Origin of the sequence: Sphingomonas nostoxanthinifaciens (genome assembly GCF_019930585.1) — a bacterium.
GTDB lineage: Bacteria > Pseudomonadota > Alphaproteobacteria > Sphingomonadales > Sphingomonadaceae > Sphingomonas_I > Sphingomonas_I nostoxanthinifaciens.
Map to the genome: position 1 here is coordinate 3,082,289 of NZ_CP082839.1, position 26,340 is coordinate 3,108,628.

At 67.7% G+C, this 26,340-nt stretch carries 25 protein-coding genes; 6 read left to right on the forward strand and 19 right to left on the reverse strand.

Annotated features, from left to right (window positions below; all coding sequences use genetic code 11):
* The first annotated feature begins 140 nt into the window (after positions 1-140).
* Positions 141-989: an N-formylglutamate amidohydrolase gene (locus tag K8P63_RS14475; protein WP_223796725.1), complete on the forward strand. Its 849-nt coding sequence runs from the start codon at positions 141-143 to the stop codon at positions 987-989.
* Positions 990-1,177: 188 nt separating this feature from the next.
* On the opposite strand, the gene K8P63_RS14480 is transcribed toward K8P63_RS14475, so the two are convergent.
* Positions 1,178-1,954, reverse strand: a complete 777-nt coding sequence (locus tag K8P63_RS14480; RefSeq protein ID WP_223796726.1) for a SapC family protein — start codon at positions 1,952-1,954, stop codon at positions 1,178-1,180.
* Positions 1,955-2,018: 64 nt separating this feature from the next.
* Positions 2,019-3,473, reverse strand: a complete 1,455-nt coding sequence (locus K8P63_RS14485; RefSeq protein ID WP_223796727.1) for an FAD-binding oxidoreductase — start codon at positions 3,471-3,473, stop codon at positions 2,019-2,021.
* A gap of 97 nt (positions 3,474-3,570) precedes the next feature.
* On the opposite strand from K8P63_RS14485, the gene K8P63_RS14490 reads away from it, so the two are divergent.
* Both K8P63_RS14490 and K8P63_RS14495 read left to right on the forward strand, forming a co-directional pair.
* A complete protein-coding gene (locus K8P63_RS14490; RefSeq protein WP_223796728.1) occupies positions 3,571-4,023 on the forward strand; it encodes a hypothetical protein in 453 nt (150 codons plus the stop codon).
* 96 nt (positions 4,024-4,119) lie between these two features.
* On the forward strand, positions 4,120-5,583 hold the full coding sequence (locus K8P63_RS14495; RefSeq protein ID WP_223796729.1) for a DEAD/DEAH box helicase: 1,464 nt from the start codon (positions 4,120-4,122) through the stop codon (positions 5,581-5,583).
* 170 nt (positions 5,584-5,753) lie between these two features.
* Here K8P63_RS14495 and ahpF read toward each other — a convergent pair whose 3' ends face one another.
* The 4 genes from ahpF to K8P63_RS14515 all read right to left on the reverse strand — a co-directional run bounded on the left by ahpF (position 5,754) and on the right by K8P63_RS14515 (position 10,857).
* Positions 5,754-7,352, reverse strand: a complete 1,599-nt coding sequence (gene ahpF, locus K8P63_RS14500; protein ID WP_223796730.1) for an alkyl hydroperoxide reductase subunit F — start codon at positions 7,350-7,352, stop codon at positions 5,754-5,756.
* A gap of 76 nt (positions 7,353-7,428) precedes the next feature.
* Positions 7,429-7,992, reverse strand: a complete 564-nt coding sequence (ahpC, locus tag K8P63_RS14505; protein WP_223796731.1) for an alkyl hydroperoxide reductase subunit C — start codon at positions 7,990-7,992, stop codon at positions 7,429-7,431.
* Between the two features lie 113 nt (positions 7,993-8,105).
* Positions 8,106-8,453 carry a hypothetical protein gene (locus K8P63_RS14510; protein WP_223796732.1) on the reverse strand — a complete coding sequence of 116 codons (348 nt, stop codon included), beginning with the start codon at positions 8,451-8,453 and terminating at the stop codon, positions 8,106-8,108.
* Positions 8,454-8,649: 196 nt separating this feature from the next.
* Positions 8,650-10,857, reverse strand: coding sequence for a prolyl oligopeptidase family serine peptidase (locus K8P63_RS14515; RefSeq protein ID WP_223796733.1), 2,208 nt, complete (start codon positions 10,855-10,857; stop codon positions 8,650-8,652).
* Between the two features lie 99 nt (positions 10,858-10,956).
* Here K8P63_RS14515 and K8P63_RS14520 point away from each other — a divergent pair, with 99 nt between their 5' ends.
* The gene (locus tag K8P63_RS14520; protein ID WP_223796734.1) at positions 10,957-11,526 is read left to right on the forward strand and encodes a septal ring lytic transglycosylase RlpA family protein; all 570 of its coding nucleotides are present in this window, start codon (positions 10,957-10,959) and stop codon (positions 11,524-11,526) included.
* Between the two features lie 154 nt (positions 11,527-11,680).
* Here K8P63_RS14520 and glnA read toward each other — a convergent pair whose 3' ends face one another.
* The 3 genes from glnA to K8P63_RS14535 all read right to left on the reverse strand — a co-directional run bounded on the left by glnA (position 11,681) and on the right by K8P63_RS14535 (position 14,281).
* On the reverse strand, positions 11,681-13,093 hold the full coding sequence (gene glnA, locus K8P63_RS14525) for a type I glutamate--ammonia ligase (protein ID WP_223796735.1): 1,413 nt from the start codon (positions 13,091-13,093) through the stop codon (positions 11,681-11,683).
* A gap of 68 nt (positions 13,094-13,161) precedes the next feature.
* Positions 13,162-13,500 carry a P-II family nitrogen regulator gene (locus K8P63_RS14530; protein WP_223796736.1) on the reverse strand — a complete coding sequence of 113 codons (339 nt, stop codon included), beginning with the start codon at positions 13,498-13,500 and terminating at the stop codon, positions 13,162-13,164.
* 205 nt (positions 13,501-13,705) lie between these two features.
* Entirely contained in the window at positions 13,706-14,281 is a 576-nt protein-coding gene (locus K8P63_RS14535; protein ID WP_223796737.1) for an OmpA family protein, read from the reverse strand.
* A gap of 175 nt (positions 14,282-14,456) precedes the next feature.
* On the opposite strand from K8P63_RS14535, the gene K8P63_RS14540 reads away from it, so the two are divergent.
* Positions 14,457-15,005: a type 1 glutamine amidotransferase domain-containing protein gene (locus tag K8P63_RS14540; protein WP_223796738.1), complete on the forward strand. Its 549-nt coding sequence runs from the start codon at positions 14,457-14,459 to the stop codon at positions 15,003-15,005.
* A gap of 13 nt (positions 15,006-15,018) precedes the next feature.
* Here K8P63_RS14540 and K8P63_RS14545 read toward each other — a convergent pair whose 3' ends face one another.
* The gene (locus tag K8P63_RS14545; RefSeq protein WP_223796739.1) at positions 15,019-16,017 is read right to left on the reverse strand and encodes a PhoH family protein; all 999 of its coding nucleotides are present in this window, start codon (positions 16,015-16,017) and stop codon (positions 15,019-15,021) included.
* A gap of 71 nt (positions 16,018-16,088) precedes the next feature.
* Positions 16,089-16,781 (reverse strand): endonuclease/exonuclease/phosphatase family protein, encoded by a 693-nt coding sequence (locus K8P63_RS14550; protein WP_223796740.1) that lies wholly within the window; start codon positions 16,779-16,781, stop codon positions 16,089-16,091.
* A gap of 235 nt (positions 16,782-17,016) precedes the next feature.
* On the opposite strand from K8P63_RS14550, the gene K8P63_RS14555 reads away from it, so the two are divergent.
* Positions 17,017-19,680 carry a TonB-dependent receptor gene (locus K8P63_RS14555; RefSeq protein ID WP_223796741.1) on the forward strand — a complete coding sequence of 888 codons (2,664 nt, stop codon included), beginning with the start codon at positions 17,017-17,019 and terminating at the stop codon, positions 19,678-19,680.
* Positions 19,681-19,785: 105 nt separating this feature from the next.
* Here K8P63_RS14555 and K8P63_RS14560 read toward each other — a convergent pair whose 3' ends face one another.
* The 8 genes from K8P63_RS14560 to lysA form a co-directional block, all read right to left on the reverse strand.
* A complete protein-coding gene (locus tag K8P63_RS14560) occupies positions 19,786-20,265 on the reverse strand; it encodes an SH3 domain-containing protein (protein ID WP_223796742.1) in 480 nt (159 codons plus the stop codon).
* 1 nt (position 20,266) lies between these two features.
* On the reverse strand, positions 20,267-20,803 hold the full coding sequence (locus K8P63_RS14565; protein WP_223796743.1) for a peroxiredoxin: 537 nt from the start codon (positions 20,801-20,803) through the stop codon (positions 20,267-20,269).
* Positions 20,804-20,835: 32 nt separating this feature from the next.
* Positions 20,836-21,591 (reverse strand): ABC transporter ATP-binding protein, encoded by a 756-nt coding sequence (locus tag K8P63_RS14570; protein WP_223796744.1) that lies wholly within the window; start codon positions 21,589-21,591, stop codon positions 20,836-20,838.
* Positions 21,591-22,388, reverse strand: a complete 798-nt coding sequence (locus K8P63_RS14575) for an MlaE family ABC transporter permease (protein ID WP_223796745.1) — start codon at positions 22,386-22,388, stop codon at positions 21,591-21,593. The genes K8P63_RS14570 and K8P63_RS14575 overlap by 1 nt, the downstream gene beginning before the upstream one ends.
* Before the next feature lie 73 nt (positions 22,389-22,461).
* Complete coding sequence (locus K8P63_RS14580) at positions 22,462-23,427, reverse strand: zinc transporter ZntB (RefSeq protein ID WP_223796746.1); 966 nt, start codon at positions 23,425-23,427, stop codon at positions 22,462-22,464.
* On the reverse strand, positions 23,424-24,164 hold the full coding sequence (locus K8P63_RS14585) for a precorrin-2 dehydrogenase/sirohydrochlorin ferrochelatase family protein (protein ID WP_223796747.1): 741 nt from the start codon (positions 24,162-24,164) through the stop codon (positions 23,424-23,426). The genes K8P63_RS14580 and K8P63_RS14585 overlap by 4 nt, the downstream gene beginning before the upstream one ends.
* A gap of 32 nt (positions 24,165-24,196) precedes the next feature.
* Positions 24,197-25,069, reverse strand: a complete 873-nt coding sequence (gene galU, locus K8P63_RS14590) for a UTP--glucose-1-phosphate uridylyltransferase GalU (RefSeq protein ID WP_223796748.1) — start codon at positions 25,067-25,069, stop codon at positions 24,197-24,199.
* Positions 25,066-26,340 (reverse strand): diaminopimelate decarboxylase, encoded by a 1,275-nt coding sequence (gene lysA / locus K8P63_RS14595; RefSeq protein ID WP_223796749.1) that lies wholly within the window; start codon positions 26,338-26,340, stop codon positions 25,066-25,068. The genes galU and lysA overlap by 4 nt, the downstream gene beginning before the upstream one ends.

Here is a 26,340-nt window from a genome sequence, read left to right on the forward strand (position 1 = left end):
GCAGCCAGCCGCCTTGCAAAGATCAGGCATAGTAGCCGATCCGTTAACAAATCATAGCCGGCTGCCGCATTTCTGGGCACCGACTCATCCGAAACGACAGAAAGCTTCTTTCCAGTGGCCGATCGCGTTAGCGCATGGACATGCCCGGCACACTTCCGGTTCCTGTCTTCGAGCGGCTCGGCCCTGCTGCCGCGATCTCGCCGATCGTGTGCGCGGTGCCGCACGCCGGCCGATACTATCCGCCTGCGCTGCTGGAGAATGCAGCCTGCCCGCTCGGCGTTCTGGAGGAGCTCGAAGACCGTCATGCCGACCTGCTGGTCACGGACGCCGTCGCGCACGGCGCGGTCGCGATCGTTGCGCGCGTGGCGCGGGCGTGGATCGACCTCAATCGCGGCGAGGCCGACATCGCCCCCGAAATGCGCGACCCGCGCGGCGGCGGGGGCGTAGCCAGCGCGCGGGCACGATCCGGACTTGGCCTGATCCCGACGCGGATCGGGCGCCACGAATTGTGGCATACGCCCCCACGCGCGGCGGATGCCGACACCCGGATCGCCACGGTCCACGCGCCCTATCATGCCGCGATCGCGCGCGCGCTGGCGGACGCGCATGACCGTTTCGGGTTCGCGATCCTGCTCGACTGCCATTCGATGCCGCCGCTGCGTGGCGCGCGCGCCGCCAGGGTCGTGATCGGCGACCTTCATGGCCGCAGCGCCGCCGCCCCGCTCGCGCGCCTCCTCGCCGCCACCGCAGAGGCGGCCGGGACCGCCGCCGCGCTGAACACACCATATGCCGGGGCGTACAGCCTTGCGCGCCACGGCCGGCCGGCCGCGAATATCCACGCCGTCCAGATCGAGATCGACCGGACGCTCTACCTTCAATCGGATCTGCGGACGGCCGGCGCCGGGCTGGGGCGCGTGCGCGTGCTGATCGGGGCGCTCGCGTCGTGCGCGCTCTCCGCAATCGTGCCGCCGGCGCTCGCGGCGGAGTAAACCATAAAAGAAAGCCACCCCGCGCGATGCGCGGAGTGGCCAAGGTTCAGGGAGGAAACGCGCCGGAGCGCGTTAGTGCCGAGCCGCGAAAGGGGAACACGGCCGGCACCACAATCTAAATAGTCAAGAGGCCAGAAGGTTGCAAGGCCCTCGCGATATGATTTTGAGCGGCGACCGTTGCGCTGGCGTCACATCGTCATCGATGGGATCTGCGCCGGCACCTTGCCCTGCACCATCTGGCGGCCGAACACGTCGGACATCAGGCTGAGCGAGAAGAGGTGCGCGAAAATCAGCGGCAGCATGTTGTTCTGGTTCATCTTGCGCAGCTGGTCGCCGCGCAGCTCGCGCAGCTTCGCCTCGCTCACCATCTGGAAGCCGCGATAGACGAACGGCTGCGGGAATTGCTCGTTCTGGATGGTGATCTCGCCATCCTCGAGCAGGCCCATTTCCTGCAGGTCGCGCACGAACTGGCCGGTGCGCTGCGCCGACATCTCGAATTCCTGGCAGAAGTTCAGCGCGTTAGTGACGTGCTCGGTGGGCTCGCCGTCGGCGAACAGCGGCAGCCCGGTATCGTCCGGAACCACCAGCCCGGCGGTCGGATCGAAGCACAAAGTCATGTCGTCGCTGTTCGGCTGCAGCCGGGCGAGCATGAAGGGATAGCGGCGCACGAACGCGGGCAGATAGGCACCGTCCGCCAGCTTGCCGTCTTCGCCGACGAAGGTGTTGATGCCCTCGTTCAGGCCCATCAGCGCCAGTGGCACCGGATCGGGCCCCGAGGAGAAGACGATCGGCATCGTCCGCTGCGCCATCAGGAACTCGTCGACCGTGACCGGCAGCGCGTGCACGTTCTGGATGAACGCGAGCGATTCCATCGGCTTCAGGCTGTAGCCGGCATGCTCGTTCTTCGAGAGCGGCACGAGATCGTTGTAAAGAAGGGGCAGGCCCTGCGGGGCGGCGCTCGCCATGATCGAAAACTCTCCTGATGCGAAAGCGGCCGACGCGCATGCGCCGACCGCGGGTGGGCACGGTCTATTGGCTCGCCTCGCCGGGCGCAACGGGGGGAACCAGCTTGCCGGGGTTCATGATGCCGAGCGGATCGAGCGCCCCCTTGATCGCGCGCAGCGCCGCCAGCCGTGCGGGCGCGGCGGTGCGCGCAAAGTCGGCGAGCTTGAACTGGCCGATGCCGTGTTCGGCCGAGAGCGAGCCGCCGCGCGCGGTGACGTCGTCGTGGACGAAGCTGCTGACCGCCTTGCCCTCGGCCGCGAACCATGCGCGATCGTCGGCGCCGGCCGGCGCGCGGACGTTGAAATGGACATTGCCGTCGCCGAGATGGCCGAAGGCGAGAACGCGCGTGCCGGGGAAACGCGCCTCGACGGCGGCCTTCCCCTCCTCCAGGAAGCGCGGCATCTGCGATACGGTGACCGACACGTCGTGCTTGGCGGCCATGCCGTCGATCCGCTCAGCCTCCGACATCGACTCGCGCAGCCGCCACAGCGCCTCGGCCTGCGTCTCGTTCGCGGCGATCACCGCATCCTCGATCAGCCCGTCGCCGGCCGCCGCGCCGAGCGCGTCGGTCAGCGCGAGCGCCGGATCGGCCGCGCCGGCGGGTGCGGTCGCCTCGATCAGCACATGCCATAAGTGGTCGCCGGCCAGCGGCGCGCGCGTGCCGGGGATATGGCGCAGCACCAGCGCGAGCCCCTCGGCGGGCAGGATCTCGAAGCTCTCGACCGCCTCGCCCGTCGTCGCCTCCAGCCGGCGCAACAATGTCAGCGCGTCGGACGGGGTGGCGAGCCCGACCCACGCCACCGCGCGCGCGCCGACGGCAGGATAAAGGCGAAGGCTGGCGGCGGTGACGATGCCGAGCGTACCCTCCGCCCCCACCAGCAGCTGGCGCAGATCGTAGCCGCGATTGTCCTTGCGCAGTGCCGACAGCCCGTCGAACACGTCGCCCGAAGGCAGCACCGCCTCGATCCCCAGCACCAGCGACCGCATCGTGCCGAAGCGCAGCACCTGCGTGCCGCCGGCATTGGTCGAGACCAGCCCGCCGATCGTCGCGGAGCCCTTCGCCGCGAGGCTGAGCGGGAAGCGCCGGCCGATCCCCGCCGCCGCCGCGTGCAGGTCCGCCAGCACCACCCCCGCCTCGGCCACCGCGACATTGTCGTCCGCCGAGACGCTGCGGATCGCGTTCATCCGCCGCAAGGACAGCAGCAGCGCCACCCCGTCGGGCGGCGGGGTCGCGCCCGCCACCATCGAGCTGTTGCCCCCCTGCGGCACCAAAGCGACGCGGTGCGCGGCGGCAAGGCGAACAATCGCGGCGACCTCTTCGGTCGAGGCGGGCGACAGCAAGGCGGCGGCGGCCCCGGTGGCCCGGCCGCGCCAGTCGGTCAGCCACGGCGCCAGCGCCTGCGGGTCGACGGTGAAGCCTTTCGGGCCGAGCAGGCGCGCGAGGCGCGCGAGGAGCGTTGCATCCGGGGCACAGGTCATGCGCGACGCCATAGTCCCGCACGCCCCCACGGCGCCAGTTCATCCGCCATTAAAGCCCCGGCCACGAACGACGTGGCCTGCGCATGGACCAAGAATCGTGATCTTCCTGCTGATCGCCGGGCTGCTCGCCCTCGCGGCCGCCCCCGTGTCGGCCGCAGGCAATTCGGCCGCGCCGGCCGGAGGCGCAACGCGCATCGAATATGCCCAGGTGATCTTCCATTCGCGCGTCGTCATCCGCGTGCGCACCGCGCCGCCGCCCACGCCCGCGCCCGACGCCTGGCGCGAGAAGAAGGGGCCGCATTGCGTGCCGATGGCGGACATCGCGGGCGCGGCCGTGCTGGTGCCCAACAGCGTCGATCTGGTGCTGCGCGGGGGCCAGCGCGTTCGCGCCCGCTTCGCCGCATCATGCCCGACCCTGGATTATTATAGCGGCTTCTACATCGCCCCCCCGCCCGACGCGCTGATCTGCTCGGATCGCGACGTGGTGCGTGATCGCGCCGGCGGCGAATGCGCGATCGATCGCTTTCGGGCGCTCACGCTGCGCAAATAAGCGCTTTTCCTTGACAGACATGCCTGTTTCGGGCGAAGCGCCGCGCGGTTTGCGGCGCCCAGTCCCGTGCGTTCGCGGCCTTTAGCCCGGACGCCCATGACCTTCGCCGACCTCGGCCTTTCCGACGAATTGCTCCGCTCGCTCGGCGACGCGGGCTATGTGACACCCACCGCCATTCAGGCCGCCGCGATTCCGCCGGTACTGATGAACCGCGATCTGATCGGGATCGCCCAGACCGGCACTGGCAAGACGGCGAGCTTCGTGCTGCCGATGATCGACGTGCTCGCGCACGGGCGCACCCGCGCGATGATGCCGCGCTCGCTGATCCTCGAGCCGACGCGCGAACTGGCCGCGCAGGTCGCCGAGAATTTCGAGAAATACGGCAAGTATCACAAGCTCTCGATGGCGCTGCTGATCGGCGGCGTCTCGATGGGCGACCAGTTGAAGGCGCTCGAAAAGGGCGTCGACGTCCTGATCGCGACGCCGGGCCGGCTGATGGACCTGTTCGCGCGCGGCAAGATCCTGCTGTCGGGCTGCTCGATCCTGGTGATCGACGAGGCGGATCGGATGCTCGACATGGGCTTCATCCCCGACATCGAGGAGATTTGCACCAAGCTCCCGGCGACGCGGCAGACCTTGCTGTTCTCCGCGACGATGCCGGCGCCGATCAAGAAACTGGCCGATCGCTTCCTGTCCAATCCCAAGCAGGTCGAGGTGACGCGCGCCGCCAGCGCCAACGCCGCGATCGAGCAGGCGGTGGTCGAGACCAGCACGCGCGGCAAGCGCGACACGCTGCGCGGCCTGCTGCGCGCCGACGACGTCACCACTGCGATCATCTTCTCCAATCGCAAGACGATGGTGCGCGATTTGACCGACGCGCTGCGTCGCGACGGCTTTGCCGCCGGACAGATCCATGGCGACATGGAGCAGCCCGAGCGCCTGCGCGAGCTCGACCGCTTCAAAGCGGGCGAGATCAACATCCTGGTGGCATCCGACGTCGCGGCACGCGGGCTGGACATCAAGGGCGTCAGCCACGTCTTCAACTTCGACGTGCCATGGCATCCGGACGATTATGTCCACCGCATCGGCCGCACGGGACGCGGCGGCGCGACCGGCAAGGCGATCACGCTGGTGACGCCCGAGGACGCCGAGGCGATCGAGAATATCGAGAAGCTGACCGGCACCAAGATTCCGCGCATCGGCAAGGCGGCGGCACCCGCCGGGCCGGCCGAAACCGCCGAGGAGGCACCCCTGCCCGAACGGCGCGAACCGCGTCGCGGCAGCCGTGGCGGCAAGGAGCGCGGCCCGCGGGTCGACAAGGAACGCGGCGCACCCCGCGAGGAACGCGCGCCGCGCGAAGAGCGCGCACCCCGTGAGGAACGCGCCCCCCGTGAGGAACGTGCCCCGCGCGAAGAGCGGCGTCCGGCCAAGGAAGAGGCCCGGCCGAAGCCCGAGCCGCGGCGGCGCGAGTCGCAGCGCGAGGATGGGCCCGACGATGGCTGGAACGGCCCGGTGCCGTCCTTCCTGAACTACGGCTTCTCGCTGCCCGCCGACGAATAGACGGCCCCCCGCGCCGTCATCCGCATTCCGTCATCCCAGCGCAGGCTGGGATCTCGCGAGGTGCGCACGGCGCTGGCCATAAGCGCGAGATGCCAGCCTGCGCTGGCATGACGGTGTTAAAGCCGGAGTGACGCGAGGAGCAGGCCGAACGCCCGCTCCCCCGCCCCCGTTCAGGCGGCGACCGCCTCGCGCTCGATCTCGGCTTCCTGCTCGGGCGTGAGCCGGATGAGATAGTCGAACGCCGACAGCGCCGCCTTCGAGCCCTCGCCCATCGCGATCACGATCTGCTTGTAGGGCACCGTCGTCGCGTCGCCCGCCGCGAAGATGCCGGGCACCGAGGTGGCGCCGCGGGCATCGACCTCGATCTCGCCGCGCGGGCTGAGCGCGACCGTGCCGTGCAACCACTCGGTGTTCGGCACGAGGCCGATCTGGACGAAGATGCCCGCCAGCTCGACGCGGTGGGTCGCGTCGGTGGTGCGGTCGCGATAGGTCAGCGCGACGACCTTCTCGCCATCGCCATGCACCTCGGTCGTCAGCGCCGAGGTGATGACGACGACGTTCGGCAGGCTGTGGAGCTTGCGCTGCAGCACCGCGTCGGCGCGCAATTCCTCGCCGAACTCGATCAGCGTGACGTGCGCGACGATGCCGGCAAGGTCGATCGCCGCCTCGACGCCCGAATTGCCGCCACCGATCACCGCGACGCGCTTGCCCTTGAACAGCGGGCCGTCGCAGTGCGGGCAATAGGCCACGCCCTTGTTGCGATATTCCTCCTCGCCGGGGACGCCCATCTGCCGCCAGCGCGCGCCGGTGGAGAGGATGATGGTCTTGGCCTTCAGCGCGGCGCCATTCTCCAGCACCACCTCGTGCAGGCCGCCGACATGCGGCGCCGGGATGAGGGTCTCGGCGCGCTGGAGGTTCATGATGTCCACCTCATAGTCGCGGACATGGCTCTCCAGATGCGCGGCGAGCTTCGGGCCTTCGGTGTGCGATACCGAGACGAAGTTCTCGATCGCCATCGTGTCGAGCACCTGCCCGCCGAAGCGTTCGGCGGCGATGCCGGTGCGGATGCCCTTGCGCGCGGTATAGATCGCCGCCGCCGCCCCGGCGGGGCCGCCGCCGATCACCAGCACGTCGAACGCATCCTTCGCCTTGATCTTCTCGGCGGCGCGCGCCTGCGCACCGGTATCGAGCTTGGCGACGATCTGCTCCAGCTCCATGCGGCCCTGGCCGAACGGCTCGCCGTTCAGGAACACGGTCGGCACCGCCATCACCTTGCGGTCGGTCACCTCGTCCTGGAACAACGCGCCGTCGATCGCGACGTGGCTGACGCGCGGATTGAGCACGCTCATTAGGTTCAGCGCCTGCACCACGTCGGGGCAGTTCTGGCACGAGAGCGAGAAATAGGTTTCGAAGTGGAAATCGCCATCGAGCGCCTTCACCTGCTCGACCACCTCCTGCGCCTCCTTCGACGGATGGCCGCCGACCTGCAGCAGCGCCAGCACGAGGCTGGTGAATTCGTGGCCCATCGGCAGGCCGGCGAAGCGGACGCCGATATCGGTGCCGACGCGGCGGATCATGAAGCTCGGGGTGCGGGCATCGCCTTCGCGCAGCACGGAGATCTTCTCCGGCGCGAGGACCGCGATGTCTTCCAGCAGCTTGGCCAGTTCCAGCGACTTGGCGCTGTCGTCCAGCGAGGCGACCAGCTCGATCGGCTGGCGGATGTTGACGAGATAGGCCTTCAGCTGGCCCTTGAGATTTGCGTCCAGCATGTTGGATCTCCGTTACGGTCGGGCGATATCCGGGACGGCGCCTGCCGCCCCGGATATCGTCATCGTGTCGTCGGGCTCAGATCTTGCCGACGAGGTCGAGCGACGGTGCGAGCGTCTCTTCGCCCTGCTCCCACTTGGCGGGGCAGACTTCGCCCGGATGGGCGGCGACATACTGCGCGGCCTTAACCTTGCGCAGCAGCTCGGTCGCGTTGCGGCCGACGCCCTCGGCGGTGACTTCCATGAACTGGATCACGCCGTCCGGATCGACCAGGAAGGTGCCGCGATCGGCCAGACCCTGACCGGCACGCAGAACCTCGAAGTTGGTCGCGAGGACGTGGTTCTGGTCGCCCAGCATGTAATAGTTGATCTTGCCGATCGCGGGCGAGGTGTCGTGCCACGCCTTGTGGCTGAAGTGCGTGTCAGTCGAGACCGAATAGACCTCGACGTCCATGCCCTTGAGCGTCTCGTAATGATCGGCGAGATCTTCGAGCTCGGTCGGGCAGACGAACGTGAAGTCGGCCGGGTAGAAGAAGAAGATCGCCCACTTGCCCTTCACGTCGGCGTCGGTGACGGTGACGAACTTGCCTTCCTTGAAGGCCTGCGCCTCAAACGGCTTGATGGTGGTGTTGATGAGGGCCACTGCGCTGCTCCTTGGCTTCGTTGATCGGGGAGGTCCCCTATCTAGTAAGCAGGTGCAGCAAAAGAAAACAGTTTAATCCGGCTGAGTTGATCGACTGGATCGATCAACGCGCATCAGGCCGACGCGCCGACCCGACGCCCGCCGCGCCGACGGATGATGTTCTCCAGCAAGACCTCGGCCTGCTCGAGCGAGAAGCCGGCCTCGACGAACGCGCTGCGATCCGAGCGCGCGACGACGCCGCCATGATGCCAGGCGAGGACCGCGAAACGACGCAGCGCCTCCAGCCGGGGGTTGGCGAGCCGCGACTTGGCGCCGTTGCTGCCGAACAGTCGATGCAGCGCGGCGGCGATCCGGCCCGGATTGCCGAGGCTGGAGGGGCGATCACGCTCAGCCAGCGCGATCACCAGCCATTCCAGCGCGGAAAAGCCGGTTGCGGCTGCCGCCTCGCTGGTCATCAGCATGGCCGCTCCGCCCGTCAGACCTGCAGTGCTCAAATCCAGATAGCCCATCGCCGCCTCCTGCCGGGTCCTCGCCCGGGTCTTCAATACCAAGCGGTATATAAAGCGCGCCGCAGTGCGTCAACCGCTTTCCGTACCGTGTGGTACTCTTTTTTGGAGCAGCGCTCGTTTCGGCTCCATGAACGGATCGGAAAGTCGCTCAGGCGTGCGGCGAACCGCCCGGCTTCGTCTGCCAGAGGAGGAAGGCGTAGGTATCGGCCGCCTCGCGATCCTGCTGCGCGCGGGTCGAACCGATGCCGTGGCCGGCATCGTAATCCACCCGCAGCAGGATCGGCTTGCCCGAGGTCGACGCCGCCTGCAGCCGTGCGGTCATCTTGGCGACGTGGAACGGCGCGACCCGCGGATCGGTGACGCCGGTCGTGAGCAAGACCGCGGGATAGGCCGTGCCGTCCTTGACCGCATGATAGCTGTCGATCGCCTTCAGGTAGCGATAGCCGTCCGGATCGGCGATCGCACCCCATTCGGGCTCCTCGCCATAGCCGTTCTGCTCGACCACGTAGCGCAGCGGATTCGACCAGCCGACGCCGTCGATCACCGCCGCGAACAGATCGGGCCGCTCGGTCAGCGCGCGGCCCACGGTGATGCCGCCCGCCGAGCGACCGCCGATCGCAAGATGCGCGGGTGACGTGTAGCGCTTGACGCAGATGTCCTGGCAGACGTCGATCAGGTCGCGCCACGTATTCGGCTTGTTGGCGAGCTGGCCGGCCTTGTGCCACTCGCGCCCATATTCGCCGCCGCCGCGCACATTGGCATAGCCGACCACCGCGCCCTGATCGATCAGCGCCAGCTGCCGTTGCTGGAAGCTCGGCGTGTAGGCGGCGGCGCCATAGGAGCCGTAAGCCGATATCCAGCACGGCGCGCTGCCGTCGAGCTTCATCCCCTTCCGGTAGATCAATGTGTACGGCACCTTCGTGCCGTCGCGCACGGTCGCGAAGAAGCGTTTCGCTTCATAGGGAGAGGTATCGATCGCCGGGCGCGGCGTGATCCCGGTATCCGCCACCCGACCCGCCGCATCCACCGACCAGATGCCGGTCGGCGTCAGCCAGCCCGACAGCGGCATCAGCACGCCCGGCAGATCGGGCTCGGCGAAGACCGCGCCGATCGTCCCGTCGAACGGCAGCGCCACCTCGGCCACCCGCCCGTCGCGCCCGAGTCGGCGCAGGCGGCTGATCCCGCCATCCATGATCTTGAGATACAGCCCATCCTTCGCGCGGGCGATGTCCTCGATCACCTGCGCGCCCTGCGGTACGACCACGGTGGCGGTGGCGAGGCTCGGGGCCGAAGCGTGCATGCGGACGATGCGGCCGCGCGGGCTGCCCTTGTTGACGAGCAGATAGAGATCGTCACCGTCGATCTCGGCCGACGTCACCTCGTCGGGAAAATCGGTGACCGGCACCCAGCGCGCCTTGCCCGCGAGCGCGTCGGCGACCGGCGCCACGAACATGCGCGCCTCCGGCCGAACATCGCCGAGACCCAGGATCGCGTAGCGCGACCCCGGGAAGGTCAGCACATAAGGCGCCTGGATCTTCTCGAAGACGATCGCGGGGTCGAGCCCGCGCTTCATCACGATCGGATCGGTCGACGGATCGGTGCCGATGCGGTGGAAGCGCGCCTGGCTGTCGAGGAAGCGCTCGGGCGTGTCGACCGCGCCGGTGAGCTGGTTGTAGAAAAAGCCGGTGCCATCATCCAGCCAGCGCGGATCGGCCATCTGCGTGTTGGCGATGCGCTCGGGCAGATCGTGGCCGTCGGCGACGGTCAGGATGTGCAGCACCGAATCCTCGCTGCCGTCCTTCGACACGCCGTAGACGACCTTGTCGCCGGCCGGCGACGCATGCCACCAGTCGAGCGAATAATGTCCGACGCCCGCCGCGCTCATCGCCGTCGGATCGACCAGCACGCGATCCGCGCCGTTCTCGCGCACGAACAGCTTGAAATTGTCGGCGCCGAGCGGGCGCTGCTGGAAGAAGATGCGGCCGCCGGCGCGCTGCACCTTGCTGGTCAGCACGATATCGCCCGACAGCTGCTGGATGCGGGCGAGCAGCGCATCGCGGCCGGGCAATCGATCGAGCACCGCACGGGTGCGATCGTTCTGCGCCTTCAGATAAGGCAGCCAGTCCGGATCCTTGTCATTCTCCATCCAGCGATAGCGATCGACCAGGGTCTCGCCGAAATAGGTGTCGCGCGTCGGCGTCAGCTTCGCGACCGGCGCGGGCGGCACCACGATTGCCGGCGAGGCCGCCCTGCCCCGCGCCGCGACTGCCGCGCCGACCAACGATGCAGCGCTCCCCGCAAGCAATTGCCGCCGATCGATCATGAACATGCCCCCGATATCATCGTCGCTCCACATGCCAGCGCCGCCGCCCTGCGAGAAGGTCCGCCGTGACACACCCCACGGCAATTCGCAGGCGCTTACCCATCCGCCCCGCCCCCGCTAGAGCGCCGGGCGATGCGGATTTCCTGCCGGCACATCGCGACCCTGCCGCTTCTGCTGGCGCTGTGCGCGTGCGCCGGCGGGTTCCGGCCGGTGAGCGACGCGCCGATCCGGATCGGCCGGCCCTATGCGGTGCGCGGCAAGACCTACGTGCCCGCCGCCGATCCGAGCTACGACATGCTCGGTTTTGCGAGCTGGTATGGCGGCGAATCGGGCAATCGCACCGCGAATGGCGAGCGCTTCCGCCCCGACTGGATCACCGCCGCGCACACCACGTTGCCGCTGCCGACCTATGTCGAGGTGACGGCGCTCGACACCGGGCGGCGCATCATCGTGCGCATCAACGATCGCGGCCCGTTCGTGCGCGGCCCGCGCATCCTCGATCTGTCGCGCGGCGCGGCGGAGCAGCTTGGCGTGCGGGCCAAGGGGATGGCGGCGGTCCGTGTCCGCCGGATCGAGCCGAGCGAGGCGGATCGCCGCCGGCTCCAGCGCGGCCGGCCGGCGCAGGCGCTGCCGCCGGTGCCGGAGGAGACGCTCCGCAGCCTGCGCGCGCAACTCGCGGCGGGGCCGGCCCAACAGCCTTAAACTCAACCGTCATGCCGGACTTGATCCGGCATCCCGCCTCTCACATCGAACGAATGCAGCGGGGCTCCAGATCAGGCCAGGGGCGACGGTTCGCCAACGAAAAACGCCCGGGAGTTTCCTCCCGGGCGTCGTCTCGCTCCGGTGATGCCCGAAATCAGGCCGAATAATACATGTCGAACTCGACCGGGCTCGGCGTCATCTCCCAGCGGGCGACCTCCGGCCACTTGAGCTCCATGTAGCTCTCGATCTGGTCTTCGGTGAACACGCCACCCTTGGTGAGGAAGGCGTGATCCGCGGCGAGGCTGTCGAGCGCCTCGCGCAGGCTGCCGCACACCGTCGGGATTTCCTTCAGCTCCTCCGGCGGCAGGTCGTACAGATTCTTGTCCATCGCCTCGCCCGGATGGATCTTGTTCTCGATCCCGTCGAGGCCCGCCATCAGGATCGCCGCGTAGCAATAATAGGGGTTCGCCATCGCGTCGGGGAAGCGGAACTCGACGCGCTTCGCCTTGGCGCCCGCGCCGTACGGGATGCGGCACGAGGCCGAGCGGTTGCGCGCCGAATAGGCCAGCAGCACCGGCGCCTCATAGCCCGGCACCAGCCGCTTGTAGCTGTTGGTGGTCGGGTTGGTAAAGGCGTTGAGCGCCTTGGCATGCTTAATGACGCCGCCGATGAAGTAGAGGCAGGTGTCGCTCAGGCCCGCATAGCCGTTGCCGGCGAACAAAGGCGTGCCGCCGTCCCAGATCGACATGTGGGTGTGCATGCCCGATCCGTTGTCCTTGGCGATCGGCTTCGGCATGAAGGTGACGGTCTTGCCGTAGGCCTGCGCCACCTGCCACACGACATACTTGTAGATCTGCATGCGATCGGCGGTCGTCACAAGCGTGCCGAAGGTCAGGCCCAGCTCGTGCTGCGCGGCCGCGACCTCGTGGTGATGCTTGTCGCAGGGCAGGCCCATTTCGAGCATGGTCGAGACCATCTCGCCGCGGATGTCGACGGCGCTGTCGACCGGCGCGACCGGGAAGTAGCCGCCCTTGGCGCGCGGACGGTGGGCAAGGTTGCCCGCCTCATATTCCTTGCCGGTATTGGTCGGCAGCTCGACATCGTCGATCTTGTAGTAGCTCTCGTTATACGTGTTATCGAACTGCACGTTGTCGAACATGAAGAATTCGGCTTCCGGCCCGACATAGACCGTGTCGCCGATGCCCAGCGTCTTGACGTAGGCTTCGGCGCGCTTGGCGGTCGAGCGCGGATCGCGGCTGTAAAGCTCGCCCGTCGAGGGCTCGACGATGTCGCACACCAGGATCAGCATCGGCGTCGCCGAGAAGGGATCGATCCACACCGCGTCCAGATCCGGCTTCAGGATCATGTCGCTCTCGTTGATCGCCTTCCAGCCCTCGATCGAGGAGCCGTCGAACATGAAGCCGTCGTTGAGCTCGTCCTCGCCGACGACACCCGCGACCATGGTCAGGTGCTGCCACTTGCCCTTGGGATCGGTGAAGCGGAGATCGACCCACTCGATCTCCTTGTCCTTGATCATCTTGAGAACGTCGGACGCCGTGTTCGCCATAGATTTGCCCTTCCCGCTAAGCCTTGAAAATGCGGCACGCTGGCCGCCTGCTGCCTTGTCCGTCGCGGTCAGACCGCGTCGGCATCCCTCTCTCCGGTTCTGATGCGCACGACCGTATCGATGGTCGTGACGAAGATCTTGCCGTCGCCGATGCGGCCGGTTTGCGCGGCCTGCTGTATCGCCTCCACCACGCGCTCGGCCAGGGCGTCTTCGACGACGACCTCCAGCTTCACCTTCGGCAGGAAATCGACGACATATTCGGCGCCGCGATAGAGTTCGGTATGGCCCTTCTGTCGGCCGAAACCGCGCGCCTCGGTGACAGTAATGCCCGAGACCCCCACCTCGTGCAGCGCCTCCTTCACCTCATCCAGCTTGAACGGCTTGATGATGGCCTCGATCTTTTTCATGCGGCCTGCCCCATCCGAGCGGACGCCCGGCCCTCCGGTCGTCTGAAAGGTTCAATAAACGTGCCAGAACGGGGCGCGCAAGCGGCCAGCCTGCGCCCTGCCGAAACCATGCACCGTCTGCCCGGAAACGATGCAGATTAAGGCGTTGGTGCCGCTTATTTCGGCAGGGCGATCATCCCGCCGCGGCAGCCCGGCGGCGACTCACCTACTTGCGCGTGACGGTCAGTTCGATGCGGCGGTTGAGTTGGCGCCCGGCCTCGGTCGCATTGTCGCCGATGAAGTCGATCGGCCCGGCACCAACCGTGGAAATCCGCACCGGGCGGACGCCGCCTTGCTCGAGGAGCCCGGCCAGCTTCTTCGCGCGCGCGGTGGCGAGTGCGCGGTTGCGCTCGTCCGGACCGACATTGTCGGTATAGCCGGTGATCGTGACCGTGACGTGCGGATAGGCGCGCAGGATCTGCACCAGCGCATACATGGTCTGCAGCGTTTCCGGTGTCGGCTCGCTCGCCCACGGCTCGAACTCGCGTCCGACGAAGCGGAAGGTGCGTGGCGCCGGCTCCTTGGAGGCGAGGAACTGCGCGAGCTGTTCCTCGATCGAACCGGGATCGACCACGATCGCGCTGTCGGGCAGCAGCAGGATGTGGCCCTTGGCCGGCGCCGCCGCCCGCGCTTCCCCTTCGGGCGCGACCGAGGGTGCCGGGCGACACCCGATCGCGCCGACGGTCAGCGCAAAGGCCGCCAGCCCCGCCATACGGGCGATAGCATTCCGGCGCGCCGGCACGACGCCACCTGCTGGCTTCGGATAACCGCGATTCGGACGCATGCACCCTTATTACGGTTCCGACATGTCTCGACAATGACACGCGTGGGCGCGAAGTCGCTTTCATGCGCCCGATCGCAGGAACGGGCACGCGCCGCCTTATGTTCTGCCGTCTCATCCAATCGAGAGAATCGCGATGCCGACCACGCCGAAAGCCCTGATCGTCGCCACCCACGGCTTCGAGCAATCCGAACTGTTCGAGCCGCGCCGCGCGCTGCTCGATGCCGGCGTCGACGTCAGGCTCGCCAGTCTCGCGCTCGATCCCATCCAGGGGACGATCCTCGACGAGAAGGCCGATACGATCACGCCCGACGCTCTGATCGCCGACATGCGCGTCGACGATTTCGACATGCTGGTCCTGCCGGGCGGGGTCGCCAATCCGGACAAGCTGCGCACCGACGCGGCCACCGTCCGGCTGGTGCGCGACTTCATGGCCGCCGGCAAGCCGGTCGCCGCGATCTGCCACGGCCCGTGGCTGCTCGCCGAGGCCGAGGTGGTCGACGGGCGGACCGTCACGGCATGGCCGTCGATCCGCACCGACCTGCGCCACGCCGGGGCGACGGTGATCGACAAGGAGGTGGCGGTCGACGGCAACCTCATCACCAGCCGCCAGCCCGAGGATCTCCCGGCCTTCAACGCGGCCTTGCTCGCGGCGCTCGGCGTCGAGCAGCGCGCCGACGCCTAGATCTTCTTCACCTCTAGGCCGCGTCCGGGCCCTCATAGGCTTCGACGATCCGCCCGACGATCGGGTGACGCACCACGTCGGCCGCGCTGAAGCGGATGGTCGCGAGGCCTTCAACGCCCTCCAGCCGGTTGACCGCGTCGGCGAGGCCCGACTTGCCGATGTCGGGCAGATCGATCTGGCGCGGATCGCCGCACACCACCATCCGGCTGTTCTGGCCGAAGCGGGTGAGAAACATCTTCATCTGCGCGGGCGTGGTGTTCTGCGCCTCGTCGAGGATGATGAAGGCATCCGACAGGGTGCGGCCGCGCATGAAGGCGATCGGCGCGATCTCGATCTCGCCCGACGCGATGCGCCGCTCGACCTGCTCGGCCGGCAGCATGTCGTAGAGGGCGTCGTACAGCGGACGGAGATAGGGATCGACCTTCTCCTTCATGTCACCGGGCAGGAAGCCCAGCCGCTCGCCCGCCTCGACCGCGGGGCGCGACAGGATCAGCCGCTGCACCTGCCCCTGGATCAGCATCTGCACCGCCTGCGCGACCGCGACATAGGTCTTGCCGGTGCCTGCCGGCCCGAGCGCGAAAATCACGTCGGCCGAGGCCAGCGCATGCATGTAGCGCGTCTGGGTGGCGGAGCGCGGAACGATCGTCTTCTTGCGCGTCCGAATCATCACCGAGGGCGGCTGGCTGACGTCGGTGCGGATGATGCCCGCCAGCGTCGGCTCGGCCGACATCGCGATCACCGCCTCCAGGCTGCCCGCGTCGATATCCTCACCCTTGACGATGCGGTTGTAGAGGCCGGTCAGCACCTCGCGGGCGCGCGCCGCGCTCTCGGCCTCACCCTCGATCTGCACCTTGTTGCCGCGCGCCGCGATATAGACGCCGAGCCGATTCTCGATCGCGACGAGGTTCTGATCATATTCTCCGAACAGGCGGCCGAGCAGTTGCGGCCGATCGAACATAATCTCCAGGCGGGCACGATCGCCGGCCTGGGCGGGGACGGGCTTGCGGCTCATTCGATCCTTTCGCGCCACGTGAGTCGTCGCCGAGGATGGGACGGCGGCGCGCGGAAAGCCAGCGCGATCGTTCAGCCGATCGCGATCCGCGCCCAGACCGGCAGATGATCGGATGCGGTGCGCGTCAGCATCGACGAATGGACCCCGCTCGCCTCGACCCGGACGCCGCGGCTGACGAACATGCGGTCGAGTCGCCCCACCGGCCGCCGCGCGTGGAAGCTGGGGCCGAGCGGAACCGGCACGTGGTGGCCACCGAAATCGCGCAGGCATCCCCCTGACGTCCACTCGTTGAGATCGCCGGCGAGCAAGGTCGGCAGCGCCTCAGTCTGCTCGTCGAGCTGCGCGAGGATCGCGCGGGCCTGACGGCGGCGCACCAGCCCTGACAGGTCGAGATGCATGCCGACGACGCGTAGATCGCGTCCGCCGACACGCAGATCGGCCAGCACCGCACCGCGCGGCTCCAGCGCGGGCAGGTGGAACGGCTGGTGGCGAACGATCTCCACCGCGTGGCTCACCAGCACGGCGTTGCCGTGCCAGCCGATGCTGCCGTGCCGGATGTCGTAGGGCACCGCGCGGTAACGCCCCTGCTCCGCCAGCATGTGGAAGGGAATCGCGCTGTGCCGTTCGCCGAAGCGGCGATCGGCCTCCTGCATCAGCACCACATCGGCGCCAATTTCCGCGAGCACATCGAGGATGCGTTCGGGCCGCCGGCGGCGGTCGGCGGCGATCGCCTTGCGGATGTTGTAGCTCGCGATCAGCACCATGGCGCGTTCCAACCCATGCCTTTTCACCCTGTTCCCACCCGCGAATGCGGCGAGTGCGGCAGCGACGCAACAGCGTGGCGGCGTTGTGCAATGCGGCGGCGACATTATTGCAGCGCGGCAACAGCTCGGATAATCCCGTGTCATTCGGCGCGGGGACGGCGCCTTACATCACAAATTTGTCATGTGCCGCTGCCAAGGGCCGGCCAACAAGATTACCAAGGGGACATTTTTCGACATGAAGAAGTATCTGATCGGCTGCGCGATGGGCGCGCTGGCAGCGGGGAGCGCCTATGCGCAGACGTCGGGCACGGCGGACCTCGAGGCCAAGGAAATCGTCGTCACCGGCACCAGCGCCAAGGGCATCGACGGCAAGATCACGCCGAACACCACCAAGGCCAAGGCGGAACTGACCAGCGAGTTCATCCAGCATCAGACCCCCGGCCAGTCGATTCTCGACACGATCAACCAGCTCCCGGGCGTCAGCTTCCAGAACAACGATCCGTACGGCTCGTCGGGCGGCACGCTGAACATCCACGGTTTCGACGCCAGCCGCATCGGCCTTCTGATCGACGGCTTCCCGCTGAACGACACCGGCAATTACGCGCTCTATTCGAACCAGCAGCTCGATCCCGAACTGATCGAGCAGATCAGCGTGAACCTGGGCACGAACGACATCGACTCGCCGACCGCTTCGGCGACGGGCAGCACGGTCAATTACCGCACCCGCATCCCGACCGATAAGTTCGGCGCGCGCCTCGCGGGCTCGACCGGCGAATATGGCTATTTCCGCGTGTTCGGCGTGGTCGATACCGGCGAGTTCACCCCGTTCGGCACCAAGGCGTGGGTGTCGGCCAGCAACTCGCAGTATCGCAACCCGTTCAACGACCTCGCCCAGGCGCGCAAGACGCAGGCCAATGCGATGGTCTATCAGCCGATCGGCTCGAACGGCGACTTCATCTGGGTCGCGGGCAACTACAACGAGAATCGCAACAACAACTTCTCGTCGCTGTACCTTCGTTCCGACTCGAACCGCACGGTGGGATCGAGCTCGAGCAACCGCTTCCCGAACGGCTTCGACGAGGTGAACTACACCTCGACCGTCCGGGCGAGCTGCGCGCCCAGCGCGTCGAACAGCAATCGTGGCGGCATCGACACGCCGCAGGCGGGCGTCGCCGACGTGCCGAACAGCTGCGGTACGCTCTATGACCAGAGCTTCAACCCGTCGAACACGGCCACGATCCGCGCCAATTCGCGCTTCACGCTGACCGACAAGCTGACGCTGAACATCGATCCGGCTTATTCGTACACCAAGGCGAATGGCGGCACCGGCGCGGTGAAGGCCAATGAGGGCTTCTACACCCGCGCAGCCAATGCGACGTCGGGGCTGGCCGCGATCACCGCGCCGATCTACGGCTATATCGGTGGCCAGGCCTATTTCGGCGGCAAGGATCTGAACGGCGACGGCGACATCCTCGACACGCCGGGCCGCGCGGCGAGTGGCGCGCTGACCAACACCACGCAGGGCGTCGAGGTCTATTCGTCGAGCCACACCGGCACGAACCGCTACATCATCAATACGTCGCTGCGCTATGATCTGACGGAAACGCAGACGTTCCGCGTCGGCTATACCTACGATCACGGACGCCATCGCCAGACCGGCATGATCGCTCCGCTGCAGCAGAGCGGCGCGACCAGCCAGTACTTCCCGATCGACAACCCGCTGCTCGACAATAACGGCCTCGCGATCCAGAAGCGCAACCGCCTGTCCTACGCCGTCCTCAACCAGGGCTTCGGCGAGTATGTCGGTCACTTCCTGGAAGACAAGCTGACGATCGACGCCGGCGTCACCTACAAGGCGTTCACGCGCAAGCTGAACAACTTCTGCGTCACTGAGACGGGCGGCAGCTTCGTCGACTGCTTCACCGATGCGGCGAGCCAGGCGGCGTTCCTCGCGGCGAGCCCGGGCTATGTCGGCCCGACGAGCAAGACGGTCCACTTCAACAAGTGGCTGCCTTCGGCCGGCCTGACCTTCCAGTTCACGCCGCAGATCAGCGCCTATGCGAACTATAACAAGAACGTCCAGGTTCCGGGCACCGACAACCTGTATCAGTCGCTCGGCTACACCGCCGATCAGGCGCAGCCGAAGGCGGAAACCACCGACAACTTCGTCGTCGGCACGCGCTATCGGTCCAGCAAGTTCCAGGCGGACGTGTCGGGCTGGTATACCAAGTTCCACAACCGGCTTGCTTCGGCCTACGATCCGTTCCTGGACGTGAGCGTCTACCGCAACCTCGGCACCGTGGAGAAGTATGGCGTCGACGGCAGCCTCGCCTACAAGCCGATCCAGTACGTCACGCTGTCGGCGTTCGGCTCGTACCTGAAGTCGAAGATCGACGCAGATACGCAGCTCGGCCGCTGCACGACCGTGACCAACATCGGCCCCTGCACGTCGACCACGAACTATGTCTACGCAGCGACCGCCGGTAAGCGTGAATCGGGCGCCCCGGTCTACCTGCTCGGCGGCCGCATCGAGGGCAATTACGGTCCGCTGGTCGTCGGCTTCCAGGGCAAGCGCACTGGCCGCCGCTACATCAACGACCAGAACCTGCCGGTCGTGCAGTGCTCGGTTGCGTTCGTGAACAGCAACCAGTGCACGGGCACGCAGAGCCAGGTCTACGGCGCCTTCGCCAAGGGCTACACGGTGTTCGATCTGGACGCGCGTTTCTCGATGGCGTGGCTGGGTCTCAACGACAAGACCTTCTTCCAGCTGAACGTCACCAACATCTTCGACAAGTTCTACGTCGCCGGGTTCAGCGGCACGAACAACACGACCTCGGTCTCGACGGCCTATATCAGCCCGCCGCGCGCGATCAGCGGCACGCTGAACGTCGCCTTCTGATCCTCGGATCAGTCTGAATGAAGAACCCCGCCGCAGCGATGCGGCGGGGTTTTTATTGTCGGATTGCGCCGGCGCCCGGCGAATGCGGAGTGCCGGCCGGGCGGATTACTTGACGGTTTCGCCCGTGTCGGTGCCCCAGATACCGCTCTGCGCGATATAGCCCTCGCGCGCGTCGATGCGGATGCGGCACCATTGGCCGTCGCAATGCGTGATGCGGCCGACGACGCCGGGCTCGGCCTGCCAAAGCAGCCGCGCGCCATCGCTGGCCGCGTCGCGGATCGGGCGATAGACACCCGTCACGGTCGCGGTGCGCCGCGCGCTCAGCAGCATCGCCAGCATCCAGCCGCTGGTGCCGTCCTGCTCCTGAACGCGCCGCCACGGCCCGACCATCTGCAGCACGCGCACCGGCAGGTCGCGCCGCTTATAGACCCACAGGGCCGGATAGGAGCGGTCGGGGCCCGCGCGCAGGATCGCCTCGGTCGCGGCGATCGACGCCCAGTAAGGCGGCTTGCGCTCCTGCGCATGCGCCGGCGCCACCAGCACCGCCGCTGCGATCAGCCCGCTCGCGATCCGCCCGCCACGCATGTCAGCGCGGGTTCGCCGCCAGCCAGGCGAGCACCTTGTCGGGCGCGCTTTCGCCATAGGGGTCGTCGTCGGCGCCGTCGTCGTTGATGCCCGGTTCCTCGAACCACGCGACGATGCGGCCGTCGTCCACCACCATCGCATAGCGCCACGATCGCACGCCGAAGCCGAGATGGTCCTTGTTGATGAGCATGCCCATGCGGCGGGTGAAGTCGCCCGAGCCATCGGGCAGCAGCCGCAGCTTGGACACACCCAGCTTGCGCCCCCATTGGTACATCACGAACGCGTCGTTGACCGCGATGCAATAGACCTGGCCAACGCCGTGCCCGAGCAGCGCGTCATAATCGCGCTCATAAGCGGGGCATTGCTCGGTCGTGCAGGTCGGCGTGAACGCGCCGGGCAACGAGAAGACCACGGAGCGGCCGGATGCGAACAGCGGCCCGGTTTCGACATCCTGCCAGCGGAACGGATTGTCGCCACCGATGCTCTCGTCGCGGACGCGCGTCTTGAGCGTGACGTTCGGAACTTCGCGGCCCAGCATCGATCAATTCTCCTCGGCTTGCCCTGCGCCGATTATTGGATCGGCCCTTCCGCGCGTCCCTGAACGAACTGGTCCACATACGGGTTGCCACTGTCGTAGAGGCGGTCGCGCGGCCCCTTCCACACGATCTTGCCCTGATACAGCATGGCGACGCGATGCGCGATCTTGCGCGCCGACGCCATGTCGTGGGTGATGGTGAGCGCGGTGACCCCCAGATCGTCCACCAGGCTGACGATCAGATCGTTGATGACGTCGGCGCGGATCGGATCGAGCCCGGTGGTCGGCTCGTCGAAGAAGATGATCTCGGGCCGTGGCGCGATCGCGCGGGCCAGCGCGACGCGCTTCTGCATACCGCCCGACAATTCGTTGGGGCGCAGGTTGAGGATGCGCTTGTCGAGCCCAACCCGCTCGAGATTCTCCTCGGCGATGGCGCGCATGCGCGAGGGGCTGGTGCGCTGGCCGCGGGTGAGCCCGAACGTGACGTTGCGCCAGATCGGCATCGAATCGAACAATGCCGAGCCCTGGAACAGCATGCCGAACTTGGCGCGCACCCGGTCGAGCGCATTACCCCGCAGACCCACCACCTCCTCGCCATCCACGCGGATCGAACCGCGATCCGGGTGGACCAGCCCGAGGATGCACTTGAGCGTCACCGACTTGCCGCTGCCCGACTGGCCGATGATCGCGACGCTCTCGCCCGCCTCGATCGACAGGTTGACGCCATCGAGCACGGTCCGCGAGCCGAACGCCTTGGCGACGTCGTCCAGCACGATCTTGCACTCCGCCATCAGCCGAAGGCCGTCGCGGTGATGAGGAAATTGGACGCGAGGATCAGCACGAAGGCGGAGACGACCGCGCTGCGCGTCGCATTGCCGACGCCGGCGGCCCCGCCCTCGGCGCGATAGCCGTGATAGCAACCCATCAGCGCCATGAAGAAGCCGAACACGCCCGCCTTCATCATCGCCATCTCGAAATCGTCGACGCTCATATATTTGCGCGTGATGTCGAGATAGCTGACCGAATTGAAGTGCAATTTCTCCACCGCCAGCAGCCAGCCGCCCATGATGCCGATCGCATTGGCGACCAGCACCATCAGCGGCAGCGCGATCACGGCGGCGAACAGGCGCGGCGCGATCAGGTAGCGATAGCTGTCGGTGCGCAAGGTCGCGAGCGCGTCGAGCTGCTCGGTCACGCGCATCGTGCCGAGCTCGGCCGCCATCGCGGACGAGACGCGCCCGGCCACCATCAGCCCGACCAGCACCGGCCCGAGCTCGCGCACCATGCCGATCACGACGACCGCGGGCACGGTCGACTGCGCCGAGAAGCGCGATCCTGCCGTGAAGATCTGCTGCGCCAGCGCCGCGCCGGTGAAGATCGCGGTGAGCCCGACCACGGGCAGCGAGAACCAGCCGATATGCGCCAGCTGCTCCGCCAGCCGCAGCGGATAATAAGGGGGCGTCGCCGCGCGCACGAGCGTGTGCGCGGTGAACTTCGCCACGCGCCCGACGGCAGCGAGCGCATTCACGACGAACCGCCCGACCACGATGAGGGGGAGCAGCAGGATGGGGGGGCTCGGTTCGGCCATTGGTGGTTCGCTCTAGCGGGGCGAAGGGTGGCGCGGCAACATCCTAATGCGGCGAACCGCGCACGCCGCCACGCTAGCCCTTGAACCAGCGTGCAGCGGCGAACCATGCGGCGATCGCCAGCGCCAGGATCAGGCACAGCGCGCAGACCGCATCGAACGCCCATGGCGCATGCGAACCGGGAATGCCCTCGACGTTCATGCCGAGCAGCCCGGTGATGAAGGTCAGCGGCAGGAAGATCAGCGCGACGATCGAAAGCAGCAGCGCGCGATTTTCGATCTGCTCGGACCTGAGATCGGTCAATTGCTCGTGAATCAGCGCCGCGCGCTCGCGCACCGCTTCCAGTTCCTCGGCCATGCGCGCGAACCGGTCGGCCGCCTCGCGCAGGTGGACGCGATCGTCGTCGTCCAGCCAGGGCACGCCCAGCGCGGCCAGATTGACCAGCGCCTCGCGCTGCGGCGCGACGAACCGGCGATAGCCGATCGCGTCGGCGCGCGCCTCCGCGATCCGCCGGCGCGTCTCGAACGCCCGCTTGGGTTCGAGCACCACCTCGCAATCGTCGACCAGATCGCCGAGCTCGGCGATGACCGGGTCGACCCGCTTGGTGATGATCAGTGCGAGGTGCGAGATCAGGTCGCCCGGATCGCGGATCTCGCCATGCTCCATCTGCTCGCGCAGCACGTCGAGCCCATCGATGCGATGGAGGCTGACCGAGACCGCCCGCCCCTGTTCCACCCAGACGCGGATCGAAACGAAGCGGTCGTCGCCGTCGTCGCCCTCGACGGCGGGCCCGCGCAGATTGATGAGCGCGCCATGGGCGATGCCCTCGGAACGCGGGCGGGTCTCGACCGCGGTCAATGCGTAGACCACCGTCTGCGGCATGCCGCCGTGCGCCTGCAGCCATTGCAGCGTCTCGGGGGCGTTGCCGTCGAGATGGATCCACACGAATGCCGCCTCGGCCGGAGGCTGGGCGCAGGCCGCACCCGGATCGACCGACCTGACCTGACCGTCCGCGCACAATGCCAATGCCCAGTGATTCATCGCGGCTTCCACAACAGGTCGAGGTTCAGACCCGGCGGGGCCAACGCGGGCGCCGGGCCGGCGATCCGTTCCGCATCGGCCCGAGCGCGATCGAGGATGCGTGACGATATCAGCGGATCGTGGAAGATACGGTCAGCCTGGCCGAGCAGGCGCGCAGCGCGAAGCGTGAGGTCGTCGGGATCGGGCGACGCGATCGCGATCCGCTCGATGCGATCGACCGGCGCGAAGTCGAGCGCGACGGCGGGCGTGGCATGCTCCGCCAGCGCATCGAGCGCGCCGCCCTCCCCCAGCAGCGCGCCGATTGCCTGTCGCCGCGCGCCGGCATCGGGATAGCGCGCGCGCAGCGCCGCCCGCGCAGCGTGCAGCGCCTCGGCGAGCCGACCAAGACCGGGTGGCAGGATCGTCTCGAGCCGCTGGCGCAACGCCGCCGCAAGCCCGGCAGAGACGCCGCCGGTGCCGATCGCGACCAGCACCGGCGCGCGATCGACGATCGCCGGCAGGGTGAAGTCGCACAGCGCGACGCGGTCGACCGCGTTGACGAGGATGCCGCGCGCCTTCAGCCGGGCGACTGCGGCATCGTCGTCGACGACGATCGCGAGCGCGGCCTGCGCGTCTTCGCCGACAGCCACCCCGCCCGCGCGCTCGATCAATCGACGCTTGGCTTCGGCCGCCGGGCCCTGCCCGATCAGGATGACCGGGCGCCCGGCGAGGCGGACGAAGATCGGCAGATCGGCCATGTCCCCTCCGTCGGTGCCGGGGCGACCGCGGGTCAGATCGTCCGCGCGTAAGCCCGGATCGTGTCGGCGATGTCGGGCCGCTCCAGCGCCAGCGCGAGGTTGGCGATGATGAAGCCGGCCTTCTCGCCGCAATCATGCCGGGCGCCGTCGAACGTCTGGGCGTGGAACGGCTGGACGCCGATCAGCTCGGCCATCGCATCGGTCAGCTGGATCTCGCCGCCCGCGCCCTTCTTGCCCGCATCGAGCACCTTCAGCACCTCGGGCTGGAGAATGTAACGGCCGACGACCGCGAGGCGCGACGGCGCGACCTCGCGCTTCGGCTTCTCGACCATGCCCTTCACCTCGGTCACCGCGCCCTCGGCCGCGCCGGGATCGATCACGCCGTAACGGTGGACATGCTCCTCGGGCACTTCGAGCACCGAGATGACGTTGCCGCCCTTCGCTTCGTAGGTGCGGTTCATTTGCGCGAGGCACGGGTCGGCCGGGTTCCACAGCAATTCGTCGGGCAGCAGCACCGCGAATGGCTCGTCGCCGATCAGGTGGCGCGCGCACCAAACGGCGTGGCCGAGCCCCGCCATCTCCTGCTGGCGCACGAAGGCGGCCTGGCCGGGCTTGAGGCGGGTCTTGCCGAGCGCGTTCAGGATCTCGGTCTTGCCCTTGGCTTCCAGATCGGTCTCGATCTCGAACTGCCGGTCGAAATAATCCTCGATCGTGCCCTTGCCGCGACCGGTGACGAAGATCAGCTGGTCGATCCCCGCCGCCAGCGCCTCGTCGACCGCATATTGGATCAGGGGCTGGTCGACCACCGGCAGCAATTCCTTCGGCACCGCCTTGGTGGCGGGCAGGAAGCGGGTGCCGAAACCGGCAACCGGGAACACGGCCTTCCGCACGGGCTTGGTCGTCATGCTGGTTCGTCCTCCATCCAGGGGGGCAATCGATCGGCGGCGAGCAATGCCTCGATCGGCTGGCGATCGCGCACTACCGCCCAATTGTTACCGGAGACCATAATCTCCGGCACCAGTCCACGGCTATTGTAGGTGCCGGCCATCGTCGCGCCATAGGCACCGGCGGTCATGAAGGCGACCAGATCGCCCTCCGCCACGCGCTCCATCTCGCGACCGCGGGCGAAGGTGTCGCCGGTCTCGCAGATCGGGCCGACGATGTTGGCGGTGAAGCGCGCGCCCGACGGCGCCGCCGCGCGCACGGTATGCCATGCATCGTAAAGGCTGGGGCGCATCAGATCGTTCATGCCGGCATCGACCACGACGAAGGGATATTCCACCCCTTCCTTCACCCGCACCACGCGTGCGATCAGCACGCCGGCATTGCCGACGATGACGCGGCCGGGCTCGAAGATCAGCCGCACGTCCCAGCCCGCCGTCACCTCCGCCACCATCGCGCCGTAGCTGGCGGGATCGGGCGGCACCGGCACCGCCGGATTGTAGGGAACGCCGAGGCCGCCGCCGAGATCGGCGGTGGCGATCGCATGCCCTTCGGCGCGCAGCCGCTGGATCAGCCGCCCGATCCGCTCGAACGCGGCGCGGCTGGGGGCGAGATCGGTCAGCTGGCTGCCGATATGGACCGCGACGCCGCGGATCGCGAGGCCGGGCAAGGCCGCCGCCTCGGCATAGGCCGCGCTCGCGCGATCATAGGCGATGCCGAACTTGTCGTCGGCGCGGCCGGTCGAGATCTTGCTGTGCGTGCCCGCATCGACATTGGGGTTGATGCGGAAGGCGATCGGCGCCTTGCCGCCGCGCGCCGCAGCGACGGCCGAAAGGGTGCGCAGCTCCTCCAGCGATTCGACGTTGAACTGGCCGATGCCCGCATCGAGCGCGAGCGCCATCTCCTCGGCGGTCTTGCCGACGCCGGAGAAGACGATCTTCGCGGCCGGAACGCCCGCCGCCAGCGCGCGGCGCAACTCGCCGCCCGACACGACGTCGGCGCCCAGGCCCGCCCGCGCGAGCGTCGCCAGCACCGCGGCATTGGGGTTGGCCTTGACCGCGAACGCGATCCACGGATCGGCGAGCGCCGCCAGCGCGTCGCGGAAGACGCGAACGTGGCGCTCGATCGTCGCGGTCGAATAGACGTAGGCAGGCGTGCCGACCGCATCGGCGATCGCCGCCAGCGGCACGTCCTCGGCGTGGAGCACGCCGTCCTTGAGATCGAAATGGTCCAT

Excerpts from the sequence above, each read along its gene's own strand:
- K8P63_RS14480 (WP_223796726.1), bottom strand. The coding sequence starts at position 1,954 with ATGGCGAGCGCCGCCCCGCAGGGCCTGCCCCTTCTTTACAACGATCTC.
- K8P63_RS14485 (WP_223796727.1), bottom strand. The coding sequence starts at position 3,473 with ATGACCTGTGCCCCGGATGCAACGCTCCTCGCGCGCCTCGCGCGCCTG.
- K8P63_RS14570 (WP_223796744.1), bottom strand. The coding sequence starts at position 21,591 with ATGGCGGAGTGCAAGATCGTGCTGGACGACGTCGCCAAGGCGTTCGGC.
- lysA (WP_223796749.1), bottom strand. The coding sequence starts at position 26,340 with ATGGACCATTTCGATCTCAAGGACGGCGTGCTCCACGCCGAGGACGTG.
- glnA (WP_223796735.1), bottom strand. The coding sequence starts at position 13,093 with ATGGCGAACACGGCGTCCGACGTTCTCAAGATGATCAAGGACAAGGAG.
- ahpF (WP_223796730.1), bottom strand. The coding sequence starts at position 7,352 with ATGCTGGACGCAAATCTCAAGGGCCAGCTGAAGGCCTATCTCGTCAAC.
- K8P63_RS14560 (WP_223796742.1), bottom strand. The coding sequence starts at position 20,265 with ATGCGTGGCGGGCGGATCGCGAGCGGGCTGATCGCAGCGGCGGTGCTG.
- K8P63_RS14580 (WP_223796746.1), bottom strand. The coding sequence starts at position 23,427 with ATGAATCACTGGGCATTGGCATTGTGCGCGGACGGTCAGGTCAGGTCG.
- K8P63_RS14550 (WP_223796740.1), bottom strand. The coding sequence starts at position 16,781 with ATGGTGCTGATCGCGAGCTACAACATCCGCAAGGCGATCGCCGCCGAC.
- K8P63_RS14515 (WP_223796733.1), bottom strand. The coding sequence starts at position 10,857 with ATGTGGAGCGACGATGATATCGGGGGCATGTTCATGATCGATCGGCGG.
- K8P63_RS14495 (WP_223796729.1), top strand. The coding sequence starts at position 4,120 with ATGACCTTCGCCGACCTCGGCCTTTCCGACGAATTGCTCCGCTCGCTC.
- K8P63_RS14565 (WP_223796743.1), bottom strand. The coding sequence starts at position 20,803 with ATGCTGGGCCGCGAAGTTCCGAACGTCACGCTCAAGACGCGCGTCCGC.
- K8P63_RS14540 (WP_223796738.1), top strand. The coding sequence starts at position 14,457 with ATGCCGACCACGCCGAAAGCCCTGATCGTCGCCACCCACGGCTTCGAG.
- K8P63_RS14545 (WP_223796739.1), bottom strand. The coding sequence starts at position 16,017 with ATGAGCCGCAAGCCCGTCCCCGCCCAGGCCGGCGATCGTGCCCGCCTG.
- K8P63_RS14585 (WP_223796747.1), bottom strand. The coding sequence starts at position 24,164 with ATGGCCGATCTGCCGATCTTCGTCCGCCTCGCCGGGCGCCCGGTCATC.
- K8P63_RS14555 (WP_223796741.1), top strand. The coding sequence starts at position 17,017 with ATGAAGAAGTATCTGATCGGCTGCGCGATGGGCGCGCTGGCAGCGGGG.
- galU (WP_223796748.1), bottom strand. The coding sequence starts at position 25,069 with ATGACGACCAAGCCCGTGCGGAAGGCCGTGTTCCCGGTTGCCGGTTTC.
- K8P63_RS14510 (WP_223796732.1), bottom strand. The coding sequence starts at position 8,453 with ATGCTGATGACCAGCGAGGCGGCAGCCGCAACCGGCTTTTCCGCGCTG.
- K8P63_RS14530 (WP_223796736.1), bottom strand. The coding sequence starts at position 13,500 with ATGAAAAAGATCGAGGCCATCATCAAGCCGTTCAAGCTGGATGAGGTG.
- K8P63_RS14475 (WP_223796725.1), top strand. The coding sequence starts at position 141 with ATGCCCGGCACACTTCCGGTTCCTGTCTTCGAGCGGCTCGGCCCTGCT.
- K8P63_RS14520 (WP_223796734.1), top strand. The coding sequence starts at position 10,957 with ATGCGGATTTCCTGCCGGCACATCGCGACCCTGCCGCTTCTGCTGGCG.
- K8P63_RS14575 (WP_223796745.1), bottom strand. The coding sequence starts at position 22,388 with ATGGCCGAACCGAGCCCCCCCATCCTGCTGCTCCCCCTCATCGTGGTC.